The organism is Nocardia sp. FBN12 (assembly GCF_054031145.1).
This window is the reverse complement of record NZ_CM132926.1, coordinates 907,775-933,094: the sequence shown is the minus strand read 5'-3', so window position 1 is coordinate 933,094 and position 25,320 is coordinate 907,775. Positions and strand designations below refer to the sequence as shown.

Genomic DNA, 25,320 nt, shown 5'->3' with positions numbered 1-25,320 from the left:
GCAAAAAACGCGGCGTGCAAAATGGCCGCGCCGCGCAGTGCGCGGGCGGCCATCTCGGTAACGGGTGTGCGGACTCTATTTCTGGTTGTAGAAGCCGTTTTCGGCGATCCGGCGGCGTTCTTCCGCTGATACGTCGACATCGGCCGGTGAGAGCAGGAACACCTTTGTCGCCACCTTGTCGAACGAACCACGCAGCGCGAACGCCAGCCCGGCCGCGAAATCGACCAGCCTTTTCGCATCGGCATTGCTCAGGTCGACCAGATCCATGATGACCGGATTCCCTTCGCGGAACCGTTCACCGATGATCCTGGCCTCGCTGTAGTCGCGCGGACGCAGCGTGGTGATCTTGGACAAGGGACCTCCGTCCTCGAAGATCCCAGGACGCCGCGCGGGCGCGGGCTCGGGGCGCATGCGCTCCTCCAGCCTGCGCTCCTCGGCGTCGGGATCGACCGCGAGCGCACCACGAGTGGAGCCACGCATACCGGGTGCGACACCGCCTGCCCGGAAGGACCGGCCCGACGACGGCGCCGTTTCGATCCTGGTGGGGCGTCGCGGCGTCTCGTAGCGATCGTCGGCGTAGGTGTCGGCGACGTAATCGTCGCGACGCGCCTGGTAGGCCGACTTGTACGCCGGCTGCGGGAAGTCGTCGGCCTCGTCCTCGAAACGGTCGGCGCCGTAACGGTCTTCGGCATAGCGGTCGTAGCTGCGCGGGCGGGCGCGGCCCGCGCGCTCCTCGGCGCCACGAGGGGCATGATCGTCGACGTAGTCGTCTTCGTACTCATCGAGCGGAACCATGCCGAAGTACGCCTTGAACTTATGCAGGGTACTCATCTGGTCGACCTTCCTTCGGCCCCGGTGGCGGCCGGGTGTTGAAGTTCTTGCTCAGCGCCTCTTCGGCCCAATCGTATGTGTCGAATGTGACTGATGAGGTTTCTTTGCTACGCCGAGGTTATCGGTCGGGCGCCCATCAAGGCAGTTCCGACACGCACACACGTCGAACCGTGTTCGACCGCAATCTCCAAATCACCCGACATACCTGCAGAAAGTTCGGTGGCTTCGGCGTGTTGCGCGAGCAGCGAAGTGTGCAATGTCGCAAGATTCGCAAACGACACATCAGTCGGGGCGTCAAGGGGCGGAATCGCCATCAGACCGGCCAGATGCAGGCCGGGAGCCTTCGCTACCAGGTCGGCCAGGGTGAGCAGATCGGCGGGTGCGACACCCCCGCGTCCGGGGTCGGCGTCGAGGCTCACCTGCAGCAGCACCCGCAGCGGCGCGATACGCTCGCCGGCTGCGAGTGCGTCCTGCGCGGCTCTGTCCAGGGCGTTTGCCAGACGTTCGCTGTCTACCGACGCCACCGTGTGCGCCCAGCGGGCGGCCGAGCGAGCCTTGTTGCGTTGTAAACGGCCGATCATGTGCCATTCGACATCGTCGTAGGCGAGTTCGTCGACCTTCGCGGCGGCTTCCTGCTCACGGGACTCACCGAATTCGCGTCGGCCGAGAGCGTGCAGGATGGCGACATCGGCGGCCGGGAAGAACTTGGTCACCGGGAGCAGCTTGACCGAACCCGCCGGACGACCCGCGGATTCGACGGCGGCGTCGATGCGGGCGAGCAGACCGTCCAGGCGCGCGGACAGTTCCGCGGTGCGTGCTGTCGTCGCTGCGGTGTCCGAGGTCATACGCGTGCTCCGGTGGTCGTGCGGGTGCGGCCCGCGGTGGTTTCCGAGCCGGCGACCCGGCTCATCCGGGCGATGTTCACGCGGCGGCGTCCATCCAGATCACGCCGGCGATGCGGCCCGTCGGGGCACCGCGGCGGTGGCTGAACAGGGTTTTGTCCTCGATGGTGCAGCGGGGGTCGACGGCGATCCCGGCGACACCCGCCTCGGTGAGCTGTCGGCGGATGCCCGCGCGCAGGTCGAGGCCGGGGGTCTTGCGGACGGTGGTGGTGGCACTGCCCGGCAGGTGCGCTTCGACGTCGGCGCGCATGGCGGCGGGGACTTCGTACTGGCGACCCGAGGCGGCGGGGCCGAGGAAGGCGCCGATGCGGTCGATGCGGGCGCCGGCGGAGACCATCGCGTCGAGAACCCGGGGGACGATGCCGATTCTGGCACCGATGCGGCCCGCGTGGACGGCGGCGATGACGCCGACCTCGTCGTCGGAGAGCAGGATCGGCACGCAGTCGGCGGTGAGCACCACCAGCGCCAGGCCGGGCACGTTCGTGACCAGCGCGTCGGTCACCGGGACCGGTTCGGCGCGCGGCCCGTCGACGATCTCGACGGTGCGCCCGTGCACCTGCTCCATCCACACCAGCCGGTCAGGGGTGAGGCCGATGCCCTCGGCCAGCCGAATTCTGTTGCGGCGCACCGCTTCCGGATCGTCACCGACGTGGTCACCCAGGTTGAACGAGTCGTAGGGCGCGGCGGAGAAGCCACCGGCGCGGGTGGTGGTCACCCGGCGAACGGTCACGGTAGGAGGTGCGGAAGTCATGGTTCGAGGGTAGTGCGATCACGGGGTGGGACGGTCACCGCGCACAGTGACTTCGGTCAAGCTGACCCGAGCGGGGTTCGTTCGACCCGCACCGAACCTGATTCGACGACGGGGTGGCGGTGGTCGACTCCAAGACCGAGCCCGTCGCCTGCTCGGCCGAGAATGCCGTTACCAGGTCGTCCAGGTGCATGACAAGGAGGTCGAGTGCCACGAGGACTACACCTCCTACGAGGAGACGTTCGGCAGCGGCGGCACCGTCGCCTTCCTCTGTCTCGCCCCCAATTTCAAGGAGGGCAGCTGCTACAACGAGGGCATGATGACCGGGTACAAGTTCGTGCCGTGCACCGCGTCCGATGCCAGCTTCAAGGTCGTCAGCCGCGTCGACGGCCAGGTCGACGAGCAGCTGTGCGGCAAGGACGCCGACCAGGTGCTCGTGGTCAATGATCCGAAGATCACGTACTGCCTCGGCAGCGCCAAGGGCTGATCCCTCGCACCAACGTGAAAGCGCCCGAACTCGACAGGAGTTCGGGCGCTTTCACGTACAGCCTTATCGACGCATGAAGATGGGGACTTCGATGTCGTCGTCATCGTCGCCGTCGTCACGCGGCACCGAATTGTTGACCTCGTTCATCGCCCGCTCGGTGACCCGCTGACGCTCCGACTCCCGGTACCGCTCGGTATCGCGGTAGTTCGGCGCAGCGGCCCGACCACCGGACACCCCGGCCGTGGCGGGCTCGGTGGGCCGTGTCGGCGCCTCGGGGGCGCGCCCCTGGCCGATCTCGCCCGCGCGACCGGAACCGATCGGGTTGGCCCCGGTCCGGCTCGTCGGGGCCGTCGTGCTCTCGAGACTGCGCCGCGACGGGCCGCCACCGTCGAATCCCGCGGCGATGACGGTGACACGCACCTCGTCGCCGAGCGAATCGTCGATGACCGTACCGAAGATGATGTTGGCCTCGATGTGGGCCGCCTCCTGCACCAGCGAGGCCGCCTCGTTGATCTCGAACAGGCCGAGATCGGACCCGCCCGCGATCGACAGCAGCACGCCGTGCGCGCCGTCCATGGAGGCTTCCAGCAGCGGCGAGTTGATCGCCGTCTCGGCCGCCTTCACCGAACGACCCTCACCGCGCGCCGAGCCGATGCCCATGAGTGCCGATCCGGCACCCGACATCACGCTCTTGACGTCGGCGAAGTCGACGTTGATCAGGCCGGGGGTGGTGATCAGGTCGGTAATACCCTGAACACCGTTGAGCAGCACCTCATCCGCGGAGCGGAAGGCGTCCATCAGACTCACGGCCGCGTCGCCCAGCTGCAGCAGCCGGTCGTTCGGAATGACGATGAGGGTGTCGCACGACTCGCGAAGCAGGTTGATCCCTACTTCGGCCTGGTTCCCGCGCCGTTTTCCTTCGAAGGAGAACGGCCGGGTGACGACCCCTATAGTCAGGGCGCCCAACTTGCGGGCGATGCTGGCGACGACGGGGGCGCCACCGGTACCGGTGCCACCACCCTCGCCTGCGGTGACGAAGACCATGTCGGCGCCCTTGAGCACCTCTTCGATCTCGTCCTTGTGGTCCTCGGCGGCCTTACGGCCGACTTCCGGATCGGCGCCGGCTCCGAGACCGCGGGTGAGTTCGCGACCGACATCGAGTTTGACGTCGGCATCACTCATCAGCAGGGCTTGCGCGTCGGTATTGACCGCGATGAACTCGACTCCCTTGAGTCCCTGTTCGATCATTCGGTTGACGGCGTTCACGCCGCCGCCGCCGATACCGACGACCTTGATCACTGCAAGGTAGTTGTGCGGGGGCGTCATGGGCTCTCGCCTTCCTTCGATCTTAAACCCTCAACCTCAACCATAGGGTTGGCGTTATGTCAAGTATCCGACTGCTGCGGAACGCTATTCGCAGCCACTGCGATCCCGGCGCAGGCGCGCCGAGACGAGAGCCAGAATCTTGTGCCACAAAGAATGTCGCTCACTTTACCGTGACCAGATTCGGACTCGAAACGTCGAACACGGTCCCCTCACGGGTCAGGAGCGGCAACACGACGGCAGCTTTGCGCTCGCCGTCGCCCGTACCGCCCCACACTACCTTTCGACCGTCGCGCAGGCTCAGCGAGACGTCCGAAATAGACCGTGCGACAACCTCGCCCACCTGAACCGACAGCGCGGGCGGCAGGGTCACCAGCACAGCTACCGCTGCTCGGGCGGCCGCGGGGCCGGTGAACGAGCCCTCGGTGAGCAATTTCGGTACCCCGATCGGCGGTTCGGGTTCGATCGCGAATTCGACGCTCTCGGCGTCGATCAGGTGGGCGCCGTCCGGTGCGTCGAAATACACCACCGGTGTTCGCTCCACGACGGTCACCAGCACTGTCGAGGGGAATTTACGTTGTACCCGGACCGAACGCACCTTCGGGATCGCGGCGACGCGCTGCGCGATCGCGGTGGTATCGATGCGCAACATCGAACGGCCGTCCGGAATTTCGAGGCGCCCGCGCACATCGGCCTCCGGCACCACCGACAGGCCGTCGACGCGCACAGTACGCACCGACAGCGCCGGAGTGAACCAGGCCAGTGCCACCACCAGGGTCACCACGACCACCCCGACCACCGTCCAGAGACGGTAGCCGTGCCACCCGCGCGCGGCGGGCATCGGCAATCTCACCGGCCGCCCTGCTGCGGCCTGGCCCGCAGGCCGTCGAGGATCTGGGTGCCGAGCATGGTGACATCGCCGGCGCCCATGGTGATCACCACGTCGCCGTCGCCCGCGAGGCCGGCGACCTGCTTGCCGACCTTGGACATATCCGGCTGGTAGTGCACGGGTTTGGTCACCGACTGGGCGACCAGCGCGCCGTTGACGCCGGGCAGCGGGTCTTCGCGGGCGCCGTAGACGTCGAGCACGACCACCTCGTCGGCCAGGCTCAACGCGGTGCCGAACTCCGTGGCGAAAGTGGCGGTGCGGCTGTACAGATGCGGCTGGAACACCACGATCACCCGACCCCGCTGCAGGCGCGCACCGTCACGCGCTTCCTGGGCGACGAGCTGCGCGGCGGCCTCGAGCACCGCCCTGACCTCGGTGGGATGGTGGGCGTAATCGTCGAAGACGCGCACCCCGTTTTCCCGGCCGGTGAACTGGAACCGGCGATGCACGCCACCGAATCCCTCCAGGCCCTGCACGATCTCGTCGACATCGGCGCCGGTGGCGCGGGCGGCCAGCAGCGCGGCCAGCGCGTTGAGCGCCATGTGCCTGCCGGGTACCGACAGTCGCAGCGCGCGCGGGGTGGGTTCGCCGTCGAGCTGGAATTCGACGATGCCGCCGACGTCACGCGGTTGCCAGTCGAGCAGCCGCGCTCCGACGGTCACGGGCGCGTCGGTGAGATCGCCCGATCCGTAACCGAGAACCGTGATCCCGCGTTCGGCCATGCGCGGCGCGACCCGCTGGGCGAACGCGCGCGAACCGGGATCGTCGAGGCACACCACCAGCAGGCCGCCGGAAGCGAGCCGGTCGGCGAAATCGTCGAAGACCTGGATGTAGGCCTCATCGGTGCCGAAGTAGTCGAGGTGGTCGGATTCGATATTGGTGACCACGGCGACGTCCGGGTCGTATTGCAGCAGGGAACCGTCGGACTCGTCGGCCTCGGCGACGAATATGTCACCGCTGCCGTGGTGGGCGTTGGTGCCCGCCTCGTTGAGCTCGCCGCCGACCGCGAACGACGGATCGGCGCCGCAGTGCTGCAGCGTGACGATCAGCATCGAGGTGGTCGAGGTCTTGCCGTGGGTGCCCGACACCAGCAAGGTGTTGTGCCCGCGCATCAACGAGGCCAGCACCGTGGGACGCATCAGGACGGGGATATTGCGCCGATTCGCTTCGACCAGTTCGGGATTGGTCTTCGGGATGGCGGCGTATGTGGTGACGACGGCCGTCGGGCCGCCGGGCAGCAGGTCGAGCGCGTCGGCGGCGTGGCCGATACGCACCTCGGCACCGCGGGCCCGCAGCGACAGCACGCCGCGGCTTTCGCGGGCATCGGAGCCGGAGACCTGGCCACCACGCGAGAGCAGGATGCGCGCGATGCCGGACATGCCTGCACCACCGATGCCGACCATGTGCACGCGCGCGAGTTCGGGTGGCAGGGCGGCCTCGCCTGCGATCGAACCACCGCGCTCGGCTTCGGGCTCGCTCATCGGGCGACCTCGGTGACGATCCTGGCCACCGTGTCGGCAGCGTCGCGATGGCCTGCGCCTGCGGCGGCGCGGCTCATCTGCGCGAGTCGAGCGGGGTCGAGCAGCAGCGGAATCACCTCATCGATCACGTATTTCGGGGTCAGCTCGGCGTCGGCCACTATTGTGCCACCACCTTGGGCCACCACCGGTCGGGCGTTGAATTCCTGTTCGCCGTTGCCGTGTGGCAGCGGCACATAGAAGGCCGGCAGGCCGACCGCCGACACCTCGGCCACCGTCATCGCGCCGGATCGGCAGACCACCGCGTCGGCGGCGGCGTAGGCCAGGTCCATTCGCGACAGGTAGGGCACCGCAATGTATTCGGCGGCTGGCGCCGCGGGTAATTCCAAGGTGTTCTTGGGGCCGTGCGCGTGCAGCACCGAGACACCGGCGGCCGCGAGTTGCGGTGCGGCACCGGACACGGCCTCGTTGAGGCTGCGCGCGCCCTGCGAACCGCCGAACACCAGCAGTACCGGGCCCTCGGCGGGCAGTCCGAAGTGCGCGCGAGCCTGCGCCCGCAGTGCCGGACGATCGAGCTCGGTGATGGAGGCGCGCACCGGAATTCCGACGACCTCGGCACCCGCCAGCCCCGAATCGGGGACGGCGGCGAGCACTTTCGCGGCAAGACGAGCGCCGACCTTGTTGGCGATCCCGGCTTTCGCGTTGGCCTCGTGCACGATCACCGGCACCTTGCGCTTGCGGCCGAACAGCCCGCCGCGCGCGGCGAGATACGCGGGCAGTGCGACATAGCCGCCGAACCCGATGATCACGTCGGCCTGCACGTCGTCGATCACCGCCCTGGTGGCCTTGACCGAGGCGCGCACCCGGCCGGGCAGCCGCAGCAGGTCGGCAGAGGGTTTGCGCGGCAACGGCACCGGCGGGATGAGTTCCAGCGGGTACCCGCGTTCGGGCACCAGTTTCGTCTCGAGTCCACGTTCGGTTCCCAAGGCCGTCACCCGGATCGAATCGTCGAGTCTGCGCAGCGCGTCGGCGACTGCCAACGCGGGTTCGATGTGGCCTGCGGTTCCCCCGCCTGCGACGATCACCGACAACCCGGATCGCGGGTTACTCACCTGGATCTACCTCGTTCTCTCTGTCGTATCGAAACTCGCGAAGCACTGGTCACGTTCCGCTACCTCCGCCGGTCCGCCGTTTCACCGGGCGGTGTGGCATCGGGTAGGTCGGCTCCCACGCTCTTGTCGACCGTAGCGAACTCGTGCCGCGGCTCTCCGGCGCGCGTCGCCTGCGGTCGGCGGGCGGCTGGCGGCGGGGTGGCTGACGTGGGCGTTCGGTTCTGGCGCGCGGGGCGGCCTTTCGCGGCGCGCTCGGCGGGGTGTACACCTCGGGCACCGGCAGCCGGAGCAGCCTGCTGAATCTGCCGTCCTGACCGGCCTGCAACGCCGACACGGCCTCCGGTTCGTGCCGGGCGGCGCTGGCGATGATGCCGAACATGAACAGCGTGATCGCCAGCGACGAACCACCGGCCGAGACCAGCGGCAGCTGCAGACCGGTCACCGGCAGCAGCCCGACGACGTAGCCGATATTGATCAGCGCTTGCGCGGTGATCCAGGTGGTCGCGGTGGCGGTGAGCAGACGCAGGAACGGGTCGACCGAGCGCAACGCGATGCGGATACCGGTGTAGACGAACAGGGCCAGCAGCGCCAGCACCAGCATGCAGCCGAGGAAGCCGAGTTCCTCGCCGATGATGGCGAAGATGAAGTCGTTGTGCGAGTTGGGCAGGTAGCTCCACTTCGCGCGGCTCTGACCGAGGCCGCGGCCCCAGATACCGCCGTCGGCGAGGGAGTACTTGGCCTGGCGCGCCTGGTAGTTGACGCCCTGCGGATCGTCACCGGGATTGAAGAACGCGCGCACCCGGTCGGAGCGATAACCGGCCGACAGCGCCAGCACGGACGCGGCGACCACGCCGGTCACCATGATCCCGACGAACAACCGCACCGGCAGCCCGCCGAACCACAGCAACGCCATCAACACGATGCCGAGCGCGATCGTGGTCGACAGGTTCGGCTCGAGCACCACCAGCAGACACACCAGCAGACCGGCGGGCACCAGCGGTACCAGGATGTCCTTGAGCTGGGCGCCCCGGCGCGAGGCGAGCAGGTGCGCGCCCCACACGATCAGGGTCAGCTTGACGACTTCGGAGGGCTGGATCGACAGCGGGCCGATGTCGAACCAGCGCCGCGCGCCGCCGTGGATCGAGCCGATGCCGGGAATGAGCACCAGCACCAGCGCGAGCACCGACAAGCTGAAGATCGGGAACGACCACTGGCGCAGGAACCGCAGCGGCAGGCGCAGCGCCACATAGAACGCGACAGCGCCGAGCGCGGCGAACATCGCCTGCTGGACGAACAGCGCGTAGGCCGAACCGCCACCGGCATAGGCCTCGACGCTCGACGCCGACAGCACCATCACCAGACCGAGCACGGTGAGCAGGGTCGCGATGGTGACGATCAGGTGGAACGACGCGAGCGGCCGCGCCAACCACGCCCCGAACCGCTCCCCCGCCCAGTTCGGCTGCCCCGAACTCTTGCGGCGAGTACTGCCGCGGCCCTTGTCGTCCACGCTGCCCCGGCTTTTACCCACGTTGTCCCCTCTTGGGCGATGGCGGGTCCACCGGGCGCGCGTGCGTCATAGCGCCCGCCCGATGTCACCATCTTCCAGTGCCGTCACCGCATCCACGAAACAGCGTCCGCGGTGGGTGTAGTCGTCGTACATGTCCAGGGAAGCCGCCGCGGGCGCGAGCAGTACGGTATCTCCGGCGCGAGCCAGACCCGCCGCGGCACGCACCGCGCGGCCCATGACCGCCTCGGCTCGCTGGGATCTCGACGACTCCATGTCTGCATCGTCTCCCGCATCCAGCTCGATGACCGGGACTTCGGGTGCGTGTCGCGTCATCGCGGCGGCGATCACCGGCGCGTCGGCCCCGAACAGCACCGCGCCGACCAGCCGATCACCGATCTCCTCGATCAGATCGTCGACACTGGCGCCCTTGAGCAGACCGCCCGCCACCCACACCACCTGCGGGTGCGCCATGATCGCGGCGCGCGCGGCGTGCGGGTTGGTGGCCTTGGAGTCGTCGATGAACTCGACACCGCCGAGTTCGCGGACGAACGCGGTGCGGTGCGGGCCCACCTTGTGCTCGGCGAGGCCTTCCTTGACGAACTGCGGTGCCACGTCGATGGCCCTGGTCAGCGCGGACGCGGCCAGCGCGTCGGCGATGCCCGCGGGTCCCGGCGGGCTGATGTCGCTGGTCTCGGCGAGGATCGCGGCCTTGGTGAAGGCGCGGTCGAGCAGTTTGCCGTCGACCACGCCCAGCTCGCCGTCGGCGGGGACACCGATCCGGAAGCCGACCGTGCGGCGAGCTTTGGCCTTACGGGCCAGTGCGCCCGCGACCGGGTCGTCGAGGCCGACGACGCCGACGCGACCGGTGAGCGCGCGCGCCTTCGCGGCGGCGTAGGCATCGAGGCCGCCGTGCCAGTCCAGGTGATCCTCGGCGACGTTGAGCACGACACCGGCTTCGGGTCGCACCGACGGCGCCCAGTGCAGCTGGAACGAGGACAGCTCGACGGCGAGAACCTGCGGGCCGGGGTTGCGGCGCAGCGCGTCCAGGATCGGCAGGCCGATATTGCCGCAGGCCACGCTGGAGATGCCGGCGGCGCGCAGGATCGAGTGCGTCATGTTGGTGGTGGTGGTCTTGCCGTTGGTGCCGGTGATCACCAGCCATTTGCGGACCGGGCCGTAGATGCGGGCCTGATCGACCCACCAGGCGAATTCGACGTCACCCCAGACGGGCACGCCCTCGGTGACCGCCGAGACCAGCACCGGTGAGTCCGGTCGCCAGCCCGGGCTGGTGATCACGAGCGCGAACCGGCTCAGGTCGGCGCTTTCGAGTTCGACGCTGGTGGCGATCTCGAGACCGAGTTCGGCGGCTTCGGCGAGTGCCTTGGCGCCGTTGTCGGTGACCACCGGGTGGGCGCCGATATCGCGCAGCGGTTCGATCAGCGAGCGTCCGGAGACGCCCCAACCGGCGACGAGAACGTCACGGCCACGCAGGAATTCGAGCATCGGGCCCGGGGAACGCAGGGCGCGGGGCGAGTGTTCGACCATGTCTCTACTCACCCGACCTGTGACAGATATTCGCTGTAGAACAGGCCGAGGCCCACTGCGGCGGAGATGCCCGCCAAAATCCAGAACCGGATGATCACCGTGGTTTCGGCCCACTTACTCAACTCGAAGTGATGGTGGAACGGCGCCATCTTGAACAACCGATTGCGCGTGGTGCGGTACACCGCCACCTGCAGCATCACCGAGGCCGCCTCGGCGACGAACAGCGCGCCGATCACGGCCATCAGTAGCTCGGTGCGGGTGGTGATCGACAGACCGGCGATCAGGCCGCCCAGTGCCAGCGAACCGGTGTCGCCCATGAAGATTCGCGCGGGCGCGGCGTTCCACCACAGGAATCCGATACAGGCGGCGGCGGCCGCGGCACAGACGAGGGCCAGATCCAGCGGATCGCGCACGTTGTAGCACCCGGCTTCGGGGCTGGTGGAGCACGAATTGCGGTACTGCCAGAAGGTGATGATCACATACGCGCCGAGCAGCAGGCTCATCGAACCGGCCGCGAGGCCGTCGAGGCCGTCGGTCAGGTTGACCGCGTTGGACCAGGCGATCACCAGGAACAGCACCCAGATCACGAAGATCAGCGCGCCCATCGACAGGGTGTTCCAGTCGCGCACGTAGGACAGGTGCTTGCTGGCGGGGGTGAGCCCGTCGGGGCTACGGAACTGCAGGGCCAGCACCGCGAAGATGACCGCGGCGGCGGTCTGGCCGATGTACTTGCCCGCGGCGGTCAGGCCGAGATTGCGCTGTTTGCGCAGCTTGATGAAGTCGTCGAGGAAGCCGACGATGCCGAGCGCGGTGGTGAGACCGAGCACGAGCAGACCCGACGCCGTCGGCCCTTCCGCGTCGTAGCCGATACCGATCAGGTGCGAGCCGAGGTAGCCCGCCCACATGCCGATCAGAATCGCGACGCCACCCATGGTGGGGGTGCCGCGCTTGGCCTGGTGACTGGCCGGGCCGTCGACCCGGATCTCCTGACCGAAGCCCTGTCTGGCGAATACCCGAACCAACAACGGCGTCAACAGGATCGACACCGCCAGTGCGATTCCCGCCGCGAACAGAATTTGCCTCATCGAGCTGTATTACCTTCCGCTGCCCCGGTCAGGTGCTCGGCGACGGCCCACAGGCCCACCGCCTTCGACGCCTTGACCAGTACCACATCGCCTGCGGCGATCTCGTCGTCGAGCAGCGCGATCGCCGCGTCGATATCGGGAACGAGGATCGATTCCTCGCCCCATGAGCCTTCCATCACCGCTCCCTGGTGCATGCCGTGGGAGGGTCGTCCGGTGCCGACCACGATCAGCCGATCGACGTCGAGGCGCACGGCCAGTCGTCCGATCGCGTCGTGTTCGATCACCGAGGTGTCGCCGAGTTCGCCCATCTCACCGAGCACGGCCCAGCTGCGCCGGGGTTCCGGGCTCGACTTCGCGAGGGTGACCAGCGCTTTGAGCGCGGCCCGCACGGAGTCGGGGTTGGCGTTGTAGGAGTCGTTGATGACGGTGACGCCCGCAGGGGTGGTCGTCACGTCCATCCGGCGGACCGAGGCCGCGGTGGCACCGGACAGGGCTTGGGCGACGGTTGCCAGGTCAGCACCGCATTCGAGGGCGACGGCGGCGGCGGACAGCGCGTTGCCGACCTGGTGTTCGCCGTGGACCGCGAGCCGCACCGGGATCGATTCGGCGCCGACGTGCAGGATGAAGTGGGCGCGGGCCTGGTCGTCGGTGGTCACGTCGGTGGCGCGGATGTCGGCGTCGCCGGACAGGCCCACCTTCACCACGCGTGCCTTCGTTCGCGAAGCCATGGCCGAGACATTCGGGTCGTCGGCGTTGAGGACGGCCAGTCCCTCGGCGGGCAGTGCTTCGACCAGCTCGCCCTTGGCTTGCGCGATCGCTTCGCGGCTGCCGAATTCACCGAGGTGGGCGGTGCCGACATTGAGTACGACGCCGATCCGGGGCGGGGCGATGCGGGCCAGCTCCGCGATGTGTCCGCGACCGCGCGCGGAGAGTTCAAGGGCGAGGAACTTGGTGTCGGTGCCCGCGCGCAGTGCGGTCCACGGGTGGCCGAGTTCGTTGTTGAACGAGCCGGGCGGCGCGACCACCGCACCGAGCGGCGCGAGTACCGCGGCGAGGAGATCCTTGGTCGAGGTCTTGCCGGAGGAACCGGTGACGCCGACGACGGTGAGTCCGGTGCGCTCGGCGAGCCGCTCGGTGCTCACGCGCGCCAGCTCGGCCAGCGCGGCGAGTACCGCGGCACCGGAACCGTCCGCGTCGGAGCTCAGCGCGACCGAGGTCGCGGGCACCGAACCGAGGTCGGGTGCGACGACGATCGCGGGCACGCCGACCGGGCGAGCCGCGAGCACCGCGACCGCTCCGGCGGCCACCGCCTTGGCGGCGTAGTCGTGTCCATCGGAGTTGACGCCGGGTAGGGCGAGGAACAGATCGCCGGAACCGATTCGGCGCGAATCGAATTCGACCGAACCGGTCACCAGTGCCTGGGGGTCGGGTACGTCGTGGAGCTCGCCGCCGACAACGTCCGCGATCTCCCGCAGTGTCATCTCGATCATGAAACCGTCAAGTCCTCCGAGTCCGTGTGCGGACGATGTGGTGTCCGCAGGGCATCCAGCGCCACCGCGACTACCTCGCGGTCGTCGAAGGGATGCTTGACGCCCTTGATTTCCTGCCCCGCCTCGTGGCCCTTGCCCGCGACGAGTACCACGTCACCGGACCTGGCCCAGGCGAGTGCGGTGGCGATGGCCGCCGCGCGGTCACCGATCTCGCGGATCTCGCCGCGGTCGGTGGCCGGGAGTTCGCCGGCACCGGCGATCACGGCGGACCTGATGGCCGCCGGGTCCTCGGTGCGTGGGTTGTCGTCGGTGACGATCAGCAGGTCGGCGCGGGCCGCCGCGGCGCCCATGAGCGGGCGTTTGGCCGCGTCACGGTCGCCACCGGCGCCGAGCACGACCGCCAGCCTGCCCACACCCGCTTCGGTGAGGTGGCCGCGCAGGGTGGTCACGACGGATTCGATGGCGGCGGGCTTGTGCGCGTAGTCGACGACGGCGAGGAAGTCCTGGCCGCGCTCGACGCGCTGCATCCGGCCCGGCACGTCGACGACGGCAAGCGCGGGCGCGGCGACTGCCGGATCGACGCCGGCCGCTGCGCAGGTGGCGACGGCCAAGAGGGCGTTGGCGACGTTGTAGCGGCCGGGCAGACGCAAGCGCACCGTCAGTTCGCCATCGGGTCCGGCGGCGGTGAATTCCTGTTCGCCACCGGCGGTCTTGATGTCGCCGCTGACCTGCCAGGTCCCCGCGCCGGTGGTCGACACGGTGACCGGCTCGGCCAGGTCACCGGCCAGGCGGGTGCCCCATTCGTCGTCGACGCAGATCACCGCGGTGCGCGCGGCGATCGGCGAATCCGCGTCGAACAGCCGACGTTTCGCGGCGAAGTAGTCCTCGAAATCCTTGTGGAAGTCGAGATGGTCCTGGGACAGGTTCGTGAACGCGCCGACCGCGAACCGCACACCGTCGACCCGGCCCAGCGCGAGCGCGTGGCTCGACACCTCCATCACGACCGCGTCGACGCCCTGCTCGACCATCGCGGCGAACATCGCGTGCAGTTGCGGCGCCTCGGGGGTGGTGAGCGCGCTCGGCACCCGCTGCCCGCCGATCCGCGTCTCGATGGTGCCGATCAGCCCGGTGGACAGTCCGGCCGCGACCAGCCCGGCTTCCACCAGGTACGAGGTGGTGGTCTTGCCTGAGGTGCCGGTGATGCCGATGATGCGCAGTCGATCGCTGGGGTGTCCGTAGATCGCGGCCGAGAGTTCGCCGAGGACCGCGCGTGGCTGCTCGCGCACCAGCACGGGCACCGCCACGTCACCGATCAGCTCGGCGCCCGCGGCATCGGTGAACACGGCGACCGCGCCGTTCGCGATCGCGTCGGCGGCGAATCGGGCGCCGTGCGAGTTCGCGCCGGGCAGCCCGGCGAACAGGTCACCGGGGCGCACCGCGTTGGAGCGCTGCTCGATGCCGGTGACCGTCACCCCGATGGATGCCGTCGTGGCGCCGACGAGGTCCGCTACGGCCTGCAGCGACGTCGACAACGGAGTGGTTGGCCGGAGCGCGTGCGGGCTGGACTGCGCGGGCACAAGGCTCCTCTCTGAGAGTGATCGAGCGCGTAGGCGAGACGAGCAGTCAGGTTACCGACGCGCGGTGTCGGACGGACAACGTGGGTTGAGTTATTCGGTGGTTCGCGGCCCGCCCGCCGCTGGACTGAGTGGAGGGTGCGACGAAGGAGTAGCCGGAGGGAGGGAACAGGGCCGAGAACCAGCGGCGCCAGCCGCTTATGATGTTGCCTCGAGCACCAACCGCTTGGCCTCCGGTGACGGTGGCACTCGGTCACGCTGCAGCGCCCAGGAGGCGATGCTGTGGAACAGCGGGGCGGCGGACCCGCCGCCGGTGCCGTCGGAGCTGCGGACGGGGGCGTCGAGCATCATGCCGATCACGTAGCGGGGGTTGTCGGCGGGTGCCATCCCGGCGAAGGTGCTGTAGAACGACGAGGTCGAATAGCACCGGCACGCGGGGTCAACCTTCTGCGCGGTGCCGGTCTTGCCCGCCACCTGGTATCCCTCGATCGAGGCGGGCGCGCCGGTGCCCATCTGGACACCCATCGGGTCCTTCTGGACGGTCGCCTGGAACAGCTCGCGCAGGGTGTGCGCGGTCTGCGGGCTGACCACGCGCACGCCGTCGGGCTGCAGTTCCTCGGTGCGGTTGCCGTCGGGGGCGATCTTGGCCTTGACGATGCGCGGCGGGATCCGCAGGCCGTCGTTGGCGATGGCCTGGTACATGGCGGTCATCTGCAGCGTGGTCATCGAAAGGCCCTGGCCGATAGGCAGATTCGCGAAGGAACCACCCGACCACTGATCGCGGGCGGGTACCTGGCCGCCACTCTCGCCGGGCAGGCCGACGCCGGTGCGCTGACCGAGCCCGAACCGATCGAGCATGTCGGCGAACCGGTCCTCGCCCACCCGCTGGGCGAGCATGAGAGTGCCGACGTTGGAGGACTTTCCGAAGATGCCGGTGGTGGTGTAGGGCGCGACGTCGTGCTGCCAGGCGTCGTTGACGGTGACGCCCGACATCCGGATCGAGCCGGGCACCTGCAGCACCTCGTCGGGGGTGGTCACGCCGTATTCGATGGCGGCCGCCGCGGTGACGATCTTGTTGACCGAACCGGGCTCGAAGGGGTCGGCCACCGAGGGGTTGTTCATCTTGCCCGAGGCCCAATGATTCGGGCCGAGCGCGGGATTGAACGTGCCGTCGTTGGCCATCGCCAGCACCTGGCCGGTCTTGGCGTCGAGCACCACCGCCGAGGCCGAGGAGGCGCCGGACACCTGCTTGGCCTGTTGCACCTGCTGCTGCACGTAGTACTGCAGGTCCGCGTCGAGCGTCAGCTCGACGCCGTAGCCGTTCACCGCGGGCTGCAGGTCGCGGTAGCTGCCGGGGATCACCGCGCCGTCGGAACCCTGGTCGTAGGTGCGCGAACCGTCGGTACCCGACAGCACCGAATCCAGTGCCGATTCCAGACCCATCTGGCCGTGCCGGTCGCCACCGATCGCGCCGATGACATTCGCCGCGAGCGAGCCACCGGGGTACTCGCGCAGGTCCTGCCGTTCGACACCGACCTCCGGGAACTTCTCCTTGATCTCGGCGGCCACCCGCGGATCGACGTTCTTGGCCAGATAGTGGAACTTCTTGTCGCTCTTCAGCTTGTCGAGGAGTTCCTGCTCGGTGGGCGCGCCGAGCTTGTCGTGGATGAACTTCGCGATGTCGGTGAGCCGCTGCTCCGGATCCGGTGCGCTCGGCTTGAGCTTCTTGGCTTCGACCAGTTTCTCGCGCTCCGTCACCGGCTGGAAGGTCAGGGCTTTCACGGTGAGCGTGAAAGCGAGCTGATTGCCGTGCCGGTCGGTGATGGGGCCGCGCACGGCCGCCTCGGTCGCCTTGATGGTGCGCTGCGAGGCCGCCTGCGCCGACAGCGCGGGTGCGGCGAAACTCTGAATGTAGAGCAGCTGCAACGCGACAACGGCCAACGTCGCCAGCAGGGTGACCCGGCCGACACCGAGGCGAAGGCGGATCGGCCGGTCCGGCGAGAGCGAGCCGGCGCGGGCCCTCGACGAGACCGGCCCGCGTCGCTGTTGCGACGCGGGCCCACTCCGCTTCATCGGGGAGCGTCCGGCGATTCGACGACCTGTGGCTGTTCGCTCGGCGGTCCGGCCGCGGGGGCTCGTAGGCCGGTGGTCGGGGCCGCGCCCGCGGGTAACGGCGCACCGGCCGGGTCGGCCACGACACCCGGTGCGGGCGGCGGCGTGTCGGCCGAGGCGAGAGGTTCACCCTGACCTGCGACGTCGACTCGATCGGGCACCGTCGCCGGGGCGAGCGGAGCACCGCCGTCCGTCGGCGCGAGGACCTCGCCGTTGCCCGCCGCGGGCGCCTGGACCGGAGCCTGGCCGTTCGCGGGGTCGGGGACAGTGGCTTCGACCGGGGCGAGCGGAGCCGGCGCCGGCGCGGCCGCGGGCTGCGGCGACACCGCCGGAGCCTGCGGTGTATTCGCGGCCGGGGCGGCCGGTGACGCGAGCACGTTCGCCGGAACACTGGTGGGCGCGGCAGGACTGGCCGTGGCCGCGCCCGGCTGGACCGGCACCACCCGCTCCCCCTGCGCCTGGGCGTGCCCGGGCGCAGGGCTGTTCGGCGTGGTGGTCGGCGGGCCGTTCAGCGGCGGCACCGGCGCACCCTGGGCGGGCGTCGGGTTACCGATCACGCTCACCTCGCCGTCGGCGCCGATCACCAGCCGGGCCGGATCCTTCGCGGGGATCATGCCGAGTTCGCGTGCGCGGGCGGCCAATTCGGGGGCCGAGTCAGCGGCGGCGACCTCGCGCTGCAGCGCGGCCCGCTCGTCGTCGAGCTTGCGGTTGACCGCCCTGGCGTCACCGAGCTGGTAGCTGTCCTCGGCGGCGCGGGTGGTGAGCAACAGGGTGAGGGCGAGGCCGCAGCCGAGCAAACCGATGATCGCGGTGACGAACGGGATCCGCCCCGCCATCGTCGATGCCTGTTCGGGCAGCTCGATGCCGTCGAGCAACTGCTCCCTGGTGCGCTTGCGGGCGTAGGCCCGCTGTGCCGCACCGGACTTCACTCGTTCGGCCGCCTCCACGCGCCGAGCGGTCTTGCTCGGCACCGCGATTGTGCTCGTCCGCACGCTCATCGTTTCCCCTCCTGTGTCCTCCCTGACCTCTCCGCGATTCGTTCGGCCGCGCGCATCCGCACCGGCGCGGATCGCGGATTGACCTCGATCTCGGCTTCGGTCGCTTTTTCCGCGCCACGGGTGAGCATCGTGAATTCCGGTCCCATGCCGGGCAGTTCGACCGGCAGGTCCATCGGGGACCGGGACACGATCCGTGGCGCGAGTTCGTGTTTGACCAGCCGATCTTCGAGCGACTGATACGACATGACGCAGATCCGTCCGCCCACCCGCAGTGCATCCAGTGCCGCGGGCAGTGCCGCCCGCAGCGAGTCGAGCTCACCGTTGACCTCCACCCGCAGCGCCTGGAACGAGCGCTTGGCCGGATGTCCGCCGGTGCGGCGCGCCGCGGCCGGAATGCTCGCGTAGAGCACCTCGACGAGTTCGGCGCTGGTGCTGAACGGCTTGACCGCCCGCCTGCGCAGCACCTCCGAGGCGATCTTGCCCGCGAACCGTTCGTCGCCATAGGTTTTCAGCACCCGGGCCAGGTCGCCGTGGCTGTAGGTGTTGAGCACGTCGGCGGCGGTGATGCCGGTGGTCGGGTCCATCCGCATGTCCAGCGGTGCGTCGACGGAGTAGGCGAAGCCGCGTTCGGCCTCGTCGAGCTGCATCGACGACACCCCGAGGTCCATCAGGACGGCCGAGACGGAACCGGTTTCGTCGAGTCCCGCTTCGGCCAGTGCCGCGGGGATGCCGTCATAACGGGTGTGGACCAGCGTGATCCGGTCCGCGTAGGGCGCCAGACGCTCGCCTGCCATGCGCAACGCGGTGGTGTCGCGGTCGAGACCGACCAGGCGCGCTTGCGGGTAGGTGCGCAGGAAATGCTCTGCGTGACCGCCCAATCCGAGGGTCGCGTCGAGGTAGACGGCGCCCGGTTCGCTCAGCGCCGGGCCGAGCAGATCGTCGGCGCGCTCGAGCAGGACCGGCACATGACGGGGGTTCTCGGCGTCATGGTTCACCTCGACCTCCCGGGATACTGCCTCGCGTCGCAGACGGGTCGCCTTGCCACACAGTGCTTTTCGAATGAGTGCTTGTCGAACGAGTTGGTGCTGCGAATGCTTCGAGGTCTCTGACCGGGGCAAGGCACCTGGCGTCGGGGAAGTACGTCAGGGTCCACGCCCGGGCAGAGGCCTCGCAGCACTCGCGTGCTCCGGGTCAGAAGATTCCGCCCAGCGACTCGTCTCCGGCTTGCGCGTAGTCCTCCTCGTGTTCTTCGAGGTAGGTCTCCCACGCCTGCTTATCCCATATTTCGAGGAAGTCGACCGAACCGATCACCACGCAATCCCGCGAGAGGTTCGCATAGCGCCGATGGTCCGGCGACAGCGTGATCCGGCCCTGTGCGTCCGGACGTTGCTCGTCGGTGCCCGCCGCCAGCGCTCGAACGAAAGCCCTTGCCTGCGGATTACTTCGGGACGCCGACGCCGCTCGCCGCGCGAGCGCGGTGAACTCGTCTTTGGGATACACGGCAAGGCTGTGGTCTTGGCCCTTCGTGACCATCAACCCTCCCGCCAGATCGTCTCGAAACTTCGCAGGCAACGTCAGCCGCCCTTTGTCGTCCAATCGGGGGGTGTAGGTACCGAGGAACATCCCGGCCACCTCCCTACTGGATTCACCTCGCCGTACGGCCTCTCCTGTAGTGCGCGACCCACATTACCCCACTTTCCCCCACTTTCAATCGAAACCCTGAGTGATCCTGCTCCCCGCCAACACAATTCCGCAGGTCATTCCAGCTATCACTGAGATTCGCGGTTATCCCGTGTTCGGGCGACCCGCGCGGGTCGGCAACCCCTCGTTCCGACAACGTTCAGCAAACATCGCAGGTGCGACCCAGCCCGCGCGAGCTGGTGGGGGAAGCGTGGGGCGCGGTGGGGAAGGTGGGGGAACCGCCCTGCCCGTTGGCCATCAGGGCGGCGGGCGCACAGACGCACGAAGGCGGCGCCACACCCGGTGGTGGGTGTGGCGCCGCCTTCGTACCAGCTAGGTCTGAGCTATTCCTGCTCGAACCTTCGCCGGAATCGGTCTTCCATTCGCTCGGAGAAGCCGCCGGACTTGCGCTGGCGACCGCCGCGGGCCGTGGGTCCGCTCGACGGGCCGCTGCCCGCAGCGGGAGGCTCGGTCGCGTCCGGTCGGGCGGCGTGACGCGAGTTGCCGATCATCAGCAGGACACCAGCGCCGAACATGGCGATGAATCCGACGAGACTGATGATCGGGAAACCGCCCGGCTTGAACGGGGCGGCGATGCCGGCGACGAGCAGAAAAAGGCCGACGGCGAACAACGCCGCAGCTTGGAGTCTGCGTCGACTCGACGTGGAGCGAAGACGTCCGCCGCGGACGGACGAGGCGAACTTCGGATCCTCAGCATAGAGAGCGCTCTCGATCTGTTCGAGCATGCGCTGCTCGTGCTCGGAGAGTGGCACGGTACCTCCCCCGGCACTAGGCGTGGCTGGTCGCCTCCGGGTAGGCGACGGGTAGCCGACCTTGGCGGCTATCTGCTCCCCATGATACGAGTTCGATCGGTGGCGTACCACCTACTCGGTCATAACTAAGCGGTCATGTCGCGGCCACGACTCGGCTGCGGGCGGCTCTTAGCCGCGGCTACCAGCGCATCGTCGACGTCGTAGAGGAATGCGCCCACCCGTGAGCAGAACTCGTCGGCTTGTGTGTCGGTGATCGCACGGTCCAATCCGGCCTCCAGCGCGGCCCGTAATTGCGAGTGCGCCTCGAAGTAATCGGCCCACATCACGAACTCCGGGCTGGCGCGTCTCAGTAACACCCAGGCGCTGCGCGATCGCGCACGCGGCGCCTGGTCGGCACCGGTGAGTGCGATCATCGAACCCGCGCCACGCAGCGCGGCCAGGTACGCGGTACGGAACCGCTCCCCCGGTTCGTGCTCCCAGGCGGAATCAGTGAGTAGGGCATCGGCTTGACGTAGTAGTCCGCCGGCGCGCCCGTCGTGGCCCGCGTGCGCGCGACCATCGTTGTGACCAGCCATCTGCTGCCCCTTTCGCCCCTCGCACTGATCGAACTAACATTCGAACGTTTGAATTGAGATTGAATATAGGGACACCCACCGACAACTTTCCGCGTCCGCGCACCATCGACGAGAGCCATGACAGCCGTCAAGCCGAAACACACCCCCGCACCCGTCATCGTCGACCTCAGCGTCGCCGCCCTGCGCGCACGTCTGCACGACGCCCTGTCGGTGTACGTCGCCGCGATGGACTACCCCCGCGGCACCGAGCACCATCGCGCCCCGATGTGGACCGAGCACACCACCAGGACCGGCTGGCGGGCCGTCGCCGCGGTGCTGCCCGATGACACGGGTGGCGTCGACCTGCGCACCGCGCCGATCCTGGCGATCGCCTATGGCTACAGCGGCGCGCCTCGGCAGTGGTGGCATCAGCAGGTGCAGACCGGGATGCGCCGGTGCGGGTGGCCCGATGCCGCCGCCCGTGACCTGCTCGCCGACTATTTCGAACTCACCGAGCTGCACGTCCACCCGGCCGCGCAGGGGCGTGGGATCGGGGCGCGGTTGCTCGAGCGGCTGCTGGCCGACCGCGTCGAGGCGGCCGTGCTGCTCTCGACGCCGGAGGTGCCCGAAGAGGCGAACCGGGCCTGGAAGTTGTACCGGCGGGCCGGATTCACCGATGTGATCCGCAATTTCGTGTTCGCGGGCGATACCCGGCCGTTCGCCATCCTCGGGCGCAGGTTGCCGATGCCCCCCTCGAATCTATGACGACGGTGGTGGTCGGTTCCGGCCACAACGCGCTGGTCGCGGCCTGCTATCTGGCACGGGCCGGGCAGCGGGTACAGGTGCTCGAGCGCGACGAGGTCCCTGGCGGCGCGGTGTCGACGGTGGAGCGGTTCCCCGGCCATCTCGTCGATCGTGGATCTTCGGCGCACATCATGATCCGGCACACCGGGATCATCGAGGAGCTCGAGCTCGAGCGGTTCGGGTTGCGCTATCTCGACTGTGATCCGTGGGGGTTCACGCCCGCCGACGGTGAGCGCCCGCCGATCGTTTTCCGTCGTGATCTCGACGAGACGTGCGCATCGATCGCGGCGGCGTGTGGTGTCAAGGACGCTGACGCCTATCGCCGGTTCGTCGGGGTGTGGGGCGAGCGCAGCGCGCGGGTGATGCGGTCGTTCGGCGGGCCGGCGACGCCGGGCAGGCTCGTCCGTTCGTTCTGGGGGCTGGACGCGCGGGCCGGTGGCTCGGCGTTGTCGCGGGAGTTCTTGCAGTCCGGTGACGCGCTGCTGGACTTCTGGTTCGACGATGAGCGGCTCAAGGCGTCGCTGGCGTGGTTCGGCGCGCAGTCGGGTCCGCCGATGTCGGAACCGGGGACCGCGCCGATGGCGGGGTTCGCCGCGCTCATGCACGCGCTGCCGCCCGGACGTGCGGTGGGTGGAAGTGGGGCGCTCAGTGCCGCGTTGATCGCGCGTCTGCGCGCCGACGGTGGCGAGTTGCACACCGGCGACGCCGTCACCTCGCTGCGCCGAGTCGGCAGCGGGTGGCAGGTGTCGACCGAATCGGGCCGGACCCTGCACGCCGACACCGTGATCGCGGGCTCCCACATCCTGTCGACGCTCGATCTGCTGCGCGCGGGCGATTTCGACCCCGCGGTCCTCGACGACTGGCAGCGGCGCATCCGGGTCGGCCCCGGCATCGGCATGGTGGTGCGCCTGGCCACCGACCGGCTACCCGAATACCCCGGTTCCTCACCCGCCGAATCCGCCCGCGGTCTGCAGTTTCTCGTCTCGGACCGCCGCCAGCTTCGGCTGGCCCACGGCGCCGCCATGGCCGGTTCACTGCCGCCACGTCCGGTGGTGCTGGCGATGAGTTTCAGCGCGCTCGACCCGTCCATCGCACCCGCTGGCGAACATCAGCTATCGCTGTGGGCGCAGTGGCATCCGTACGAACTGGCCGACGGCAGCGACTGGGCGGCACACGCCGAGCGCGAGGCGGATCGGATCGTCGCCGAAGTCGACCGGTACGCACCAGGTTTCGCCTCGACGGTGCGTCAGCGGTTCGTACAGACACCGGTCGATCTCGAGCGGGAGATGGGTCTGCGCGGCGGCAATGTCATGCACGTGGAGATGTCGCTCGATCAGATGATGCTGTGGCGTCCACTGCCCGAGTTGTCGGGCCAGCGAGTCCCCGGCGCTCCCGGCCTCTACCTGACCGGCGCATCCACCCACCCCGGCGGCGGTGTGTCCGGAGCCAGCGGCCGCAGCGCGGCCAGGTTGGTCCTCGGCGACGGCCGCAAGCGCCGGTTCACGCTGCCACGACAGCGATGAAGGCCGTTCACTCGCCGCGCAGCGCCCGGTCGATCGCTCGGCGGCGTCCGTGACCGGCCCGGACCTGGCCGGCGCGGTGCGCCGCAGTGTCGCCGCGACCCGCGGCTGGTTCGGCGTCGATCCACGCCGTGCGATTCCCGCCGTCACCGCGATGGCGCTGGTGCTCGTACAGATCACCTATCCGTTGAGTACAGGTGTGGCGCGCGACCGGATCACCGTCGCCGTGGTGGCCCTGTCGGCCGCGACTGCTGTGCTGCACGCTGCGACCACTCGCGGATTGCGGTGGGCCACCGGATTCTTCGTCATCGTGTCCGGTCTTGGGCTCCTCGCCGAAATCGTCGGCACCACGACCGGATTCCCGTTCGGCAGCTACGTCTACGCCGTCGATCGGCTCGGGCCCGCGTTCGCCGATGTTCCACTGGCGGTGCCCCTCGCCTGGACCGGTGGGCTGTACCCGATCTGGATCGTCGCGGGGATGCTCGCGTCCGGCAGACACCTGGCCCCCTCGACCGGGGTCTCGGCGGCGCCTGGTCCGAGCCGGGCCGAAGCCCCGAACACAGGCTCCACGGCGGTGCGCCACTCGCCGAAGCGCTCGCTCAGCGGTTCGAACACGCGGCGCGTGGGACTGTTCGTCGTCGGTGCGGTGGGCTGGGATCTGTTCCTCGATCCGCAGATGGTCGCCGATGGTCAGTGGACCTGGGCGGTCCGCGACGCCGGGCTGCCCGGCCTGCCCGAGATCCCGTATACGAACTATCTGGGTTGGGCACTCGTCGCCGTGATCATGGCGGTGATGCTCACCCTGCTCGATCGGCTCCTCCCGCCTGCGCGTGATCCGTCGGTGGCGGTCCCGGTCGCGGTGTTCGGGTGGACCTGGCTCGGGTCGGCTCTCGCGCACGCGGTGTTTCTCGGCCTCCCGGCGTCGGCCGTCTGGGGTTTCTGCGGTGTGGGCTTGCTCGGAATCCCCTTGTTTGTCCGTGCGCGGGCGCGGCAACGCGCGTTGTGAGGGGCCGAGCCCGCCGCGACACACCTCGAATCAGCGGGAAAAGGCCTGATCGGCGCGGCTGGGCGACGTCCGGTGGGCCCGTCGTGTGGGCTCTCGGGCTCGAGCCTGGCACGATGTCAACCGTGCAGCCGAGTACCGTCGCCGACATGCCCGCTTCCTCGCCGCGTCGTTCCGTGCCCGCGCGGCGCGTAGCGGCCGTCGCCGTCCTGTTGGCACTGCTCGTGCCCGCGCTGGCGGGGTGCCTGCGGGTACAGGTGTCGATGGGGGTGTCGTCGAACGACCGGGTGTCCGGCCGGATCGTCGCCGCGGTGGTGCCGACCGGGCCCGAAGACCGAGGTCCGCAGCTGAAGGCGCCGGAGCCGCTGGCGGCGAAGGTGCGGGTGGAGAACTACAACCAGGACGGGTACGTCGGCACGCAGGTGTTCTTCGACGATCTGTCGTTCGGCGAGGTCGGCCAGCTCGGTGGGCTGTCGGATCAGACGCAGGGCATGTTCACCCTCGACTTCCAGCGCAGTGGTGATCTGGTGAGTCTCACCGGCCGGGTCGATCTGGAATCGGTGCCGCCGCAGGGCTCGGACGTGCAGTTCTCCATCGCGTTCCCGGCTCGCGTGGCCAAGACCAATGGCACCCGCGAAACCTCCAACAGCGAGAACACCGTGTCGTGGAAGCTGCCCGCCGGCGAGGTGTCGACCCTGCGCGCCGAGGTGAAATACGCCGACCCCAACACCCGCTCGTTCGCGGGCTGGGCCGGCATCGTCGGCGGCATCACCCTCGCGGTGGCCGCGCTGATCGCCGGGCTGGCGTTCCGCGATCGCAACCCCGCCCCGCCGCACGCCCCCCGCGGCGGTTTCTCCCCCTCGGAGATGTGGCGCGAGATCTCCAGTCGCAGACTGGGCCGCTGA

Annotated in this window: 23 protein-coding genes; 5 read left to right on the top strand and 18 right to left on the bottom strand. The window is 69.0% G+C overall.

From position 1 onward, the window contains the following. Positions 1–75 precede the first annotated feature (75 nt). The 3 genes from ACWZHB_RS04710 to pgeF form a co-directional block, all read right to left on the bottom strand. Complete coding sequence (locus tag ACWZHB_RS04710; RefSeq protein WP_266299555.1) at positions 76–831, bottom strand: cell division protein SepF; 756 nt, start codon at positions 829–831, stop codon at positions 76–78. Positions 832–938: 107 nt separating this feature from the next. Next, positions 939–1,676 carry a YggS family pyridoxal phosphate-dependent enzyme gene (locus ACWZHB_RS04705; RefSeq protein ID WP_427906696.1) on the bottom strand — a complete coding sequence of 246 codons (738 nt, stop codon included), beginning with the start codon at positions 1,674–1,676 and terminating at the stop codon, positions 939–941. A 76-nt stretch (positions 1,677–1,752) separates the two neighbouring features. Continuing rightward, positions 1,753–2,484, bottom strand: a complete 732-nt coding sequence (gene pgeF, locus ACWZHB_RS04700; protein WP_427906695.1) for a peptidoglycan editing factor PgeF — start codon at positions 2,482–2,484, stop codon at positions 1,753–1,755. A 184-nt stretch (positions 2,485–2,668) separates the two neighbouring features. Between pgeF and ACWZHB_RS04695 the strand changes: the two genes are divergently transcribed. After that, positions 2,669–2,968 (top strand): LppU/SCO3897 family protein, encoded by a 300-nt coding sequence (locus ACWZHB_RS04695; protein WP_427906694.1) that lies wholly within the window; start codon positions 2,669–2,671, stop codon positions 2,966–2,968. A 63-nt stretch (positions 2,969–3,031) separates the two neighbouring features. Here ACWZHB_RS04695 and ftsZ read toward each other — a convergent pair whose 3' ends face one another. From ftsZ to ACWZHB_RS04620, 15 genes are all read right to left on the bottom strand, one after another. Next, on the bottom strand, positions 3,032–4,294 hold the full coding sequence (gene ftsZ, locus ACWZHB_RS04690; protein ID WP_427906693.1) for a cell division protein FtsZ: 1,263 nt from the start codon (positions 4,292–4,294) through the stop codon (positions 3,032–3,034). Between the two features lie 160 nt (positions 4,295–4,454). Then, entirely contained in the window at positions 4,455–5,132 is a 678-nt protein-coding gene (locus ACWZHB_RS04685; protein WP_427909083.1) for a cell division protein FtsQ/DivIB, read from the bottom strand. A gap of 8 nt (positions 5,133–5,140) precedes the next feature. Beyond that, positions 5,141–6,661, bottom strand: a complete 1,521-nt coding sequence (gene murC / locus ACWZHB_RS04680) for a UDP-N-acetylmuramate--L-alanine ligase (protein ID WP_427906692.1) — start codon at positions 6,659–6,661, stop codon at positions 5,141–5,143. Then, entirely contained in the window at positions 6,658–7,770 is a 1,113-nt protein-coding gene (gene murG, locus ACWZHB_RS04675) for an undecaprenyldiphospho-muramoylpentapeptide beta-N-acetylglucosaminyltransferase (RefSeq protein ID WP_427906691.1), read from the bottom strand. Before murG ends, murC begins: the two co-directional genes overlap by 4 nt. Before the next feature lie 49 nt (positions 7,771–7,819). After that, a complete protein-coding gene (gene ftsW / locus ACWZHB_RS04670; protein ID WP_427909082.1) occupies positions 7,820–9,196 on the bottom strand; it encodes a putative lipid II flippase FtsW in 1,377 nt (458 codons plus the stop codon). Between the two features lie 147 nt (positions 9,197–9,343). Continuing rightward, positions 9,344–10,780 carry a UDP-N-acetylmuramoyl-L-alanine--D-glutamate ligase gene (murD, locus tag ACWZHB_RS04665; RefSeq protein WP_427909081.1) on the bottom strand — a complete coding sequence of 479 codons (1,437 nt, stop codon included), beginning with the start codon at positions 10,778–10,780 and terminating at the stop codon, positions 9,344–9,346. A gap of 50 nt (positions 10,781–10,830) precedes the next feature. Next, positions 10,831–11,907, bottom strand: a complete 1,077-nt coding sequence (mraY, locus tag ACWZHB_RS04660) for a phospho-N-acetylmuramoyl-pentapeptide-transferase (RefSeq protein WP_427906690.1) — start codon at positions 11,905–11,907, stop codon at positions 10,831–10,833. Beyond that, positions 11,904–13,397, bottom strand: a complete 1,494-nt coding sequence (locus tag ACWZHB_RS04655) for a UDP-N-acetylmuramoyl-tripeptide--D-alanyl-D-alanine ligase (protein WP_427906689.1) — start codon at positions 13,395–13,397, stop codon at positions 11,904–11,906. The genes mraY and ACWZHB_RS04655 overlap by 4 nt, the downstream gene beginning before the upstream one ends. Beyond that, the gene (locus tag ACWZHB_RS04650) at positions 13,394–14,974 is read right to left on the bottom strand and encodes a UDP-N-acetylmuramoyl-L-alanyl-D-glutamate--2,6-diaminopimelate ligase (protein ID WP_427906688.1); all 1,581 of its coding nucleotides are present in this window, start codon (positions 14,972–14,974) and stop codon (positions 13,394–13,396) included. The genes ACWZHB_RS04655 and ACWZHB_RS04650 overlap by 4 nt, the downstream gene beginning before the upstream one ends. A gap of 195 nt (positions 14,975–15,169) precedes the next feature. After that, positions 15,170–17,044 (bottom strand): peptidoglycan D,D-transpeptidase FtsI family protein, encoded by a 1,875-nt coding sequence (locus tag ACWZHB_RS04645; RefSeq protein WP_427906687.1) that lies wholly within the window; start codon positions 17,042–17,044, stop codon positions 15,170–15,172. Next, positions 17,041–18,081, bottom strand: a complete 1,041-nt coding sequence (locus ACWZHB_RS04640; protein ID WP_427906686.1) for a hypothetical protein — start codon at positions 18,079–18,081, stop codon at positions 17,041–17,043. The genes ACWZHB_RS04645 and ACWZHB_RS04640 overlap by 4 nt, the downstream gene beginning before the upstream one ends. Continuing rightward, on the bottom strand, positions 18,078–19,076 hold the full coding sequence (gene rsmH / locus ACWZHB_RS04635) for a 16S rRNA (cytosine(1402)-N(4))-methyltransferase RsmH (protein WP_427906685.1): 999 nt from the start codon (positions 19,074–19,076) through the stop codon (positions 18,078–18,080). The genes ACWZHB_RS04640 and rsmH overlap by 4 nt, the downstream gene beginning before the upstream one ends. A gap of 196 nt (positions 19,077–19,272) precedes the next feature. Next, positions 19,273–19,704: a division/cell wall cluster transcriptional repressor MraZ gene (mraZ, locus tag ACWZHB_RS04630; protein WP_056816815.1), complete on the bottom strand. Its 432-nt coding sequence runs from the start codon at positions 19,702–19,704 to the stop codon at positions 19,273–19,275. Between the two features lie 401 nt (positions 19,705–20,105). After that, positions 20,106–20,534, bottom strand: coding sequence for a DUF3040 domain-containing protein (locus tag ACWZHB_RS04625; RefSeq protein ID WP_427906684.1), 429 nt, complete (start codon positions 20,532–20,534; stop codon positions 20,106–20,108). 125 nt (positions 20,535–20,659) lie between these two features. Continuing rightward, the gene (locus ACWZHB_RS04620) at positions 20,660–21,109 is read right to left on the bottom strand and encodes an SAV_6107 family HEPN domain-containing protein (RefSeq protein WP_427906683.1); all 450 of its coding nucleotides are present in this window, start codon (positions 21,107–21,109) and stop codon (positions 20,660–20,662) included. A 117-nt stretch (positions 21,110–21,226) separates the two neighbouring features. Here ACWZHB_RS04620 and ACWZHB_RS04615 point away from each other — a divergent pair, with 117 nt between their 5' ends. From ACWZHB_RS04615 to ACWZHB_RS04600, 4 genes are all read left to right on the top strand, one after another. Continuing rightward, the gene (locus tag ACWZHB_RS04615) at positions 21,227–21,853 is read left to right on the top strand and encodes a GNAT family N-acetyltransferase (RefSeq protein WP_427906682.1); all 627 of its coding nucleotides are present in this window, start codon (positions 21,227–21,229) and stop codon (positions 21,851–21,853) included. Continuing rightward, complete coding sequence (locus tag ACWZHB_RS04610) at positions 21,850–23,415, top strand: phytoene desaturase family protein (RefSeq protein ID WP_427906681.1); 1,566 nt, start codon at positions 21,850–21,852, stop codon at positions 23,413–23,415. Before ACWZHB_RS04615 ends, ACWZHB_RS04610 begins: the two co-directional genes overlap by 4 nt. Positions 23,416–23,566: 151 nt before the next feature. Next, positions 23,567–24,418: a carotenoid biosynthesis protein gene (locus ACWZHB_RS04605; RefSeq protein ID WP_427909080.1), complete on the top strand. Its 852-nt coding sequence runs from the start codon at positions 23,567–23,569 to the stop codon at positions 24,416–24,418. A 113-nt stretch (positions 24,419–24,531) separates the two neighbouring features. Then, a complete protein-coding gene (locus ACWZHB_RS04600) occupies positions 24,532–25,320 on the top strand; it encodes an LppM family (lipo)protein (protein ID WP_427906680.1) in 789 nt (262 codons plus the stop codon).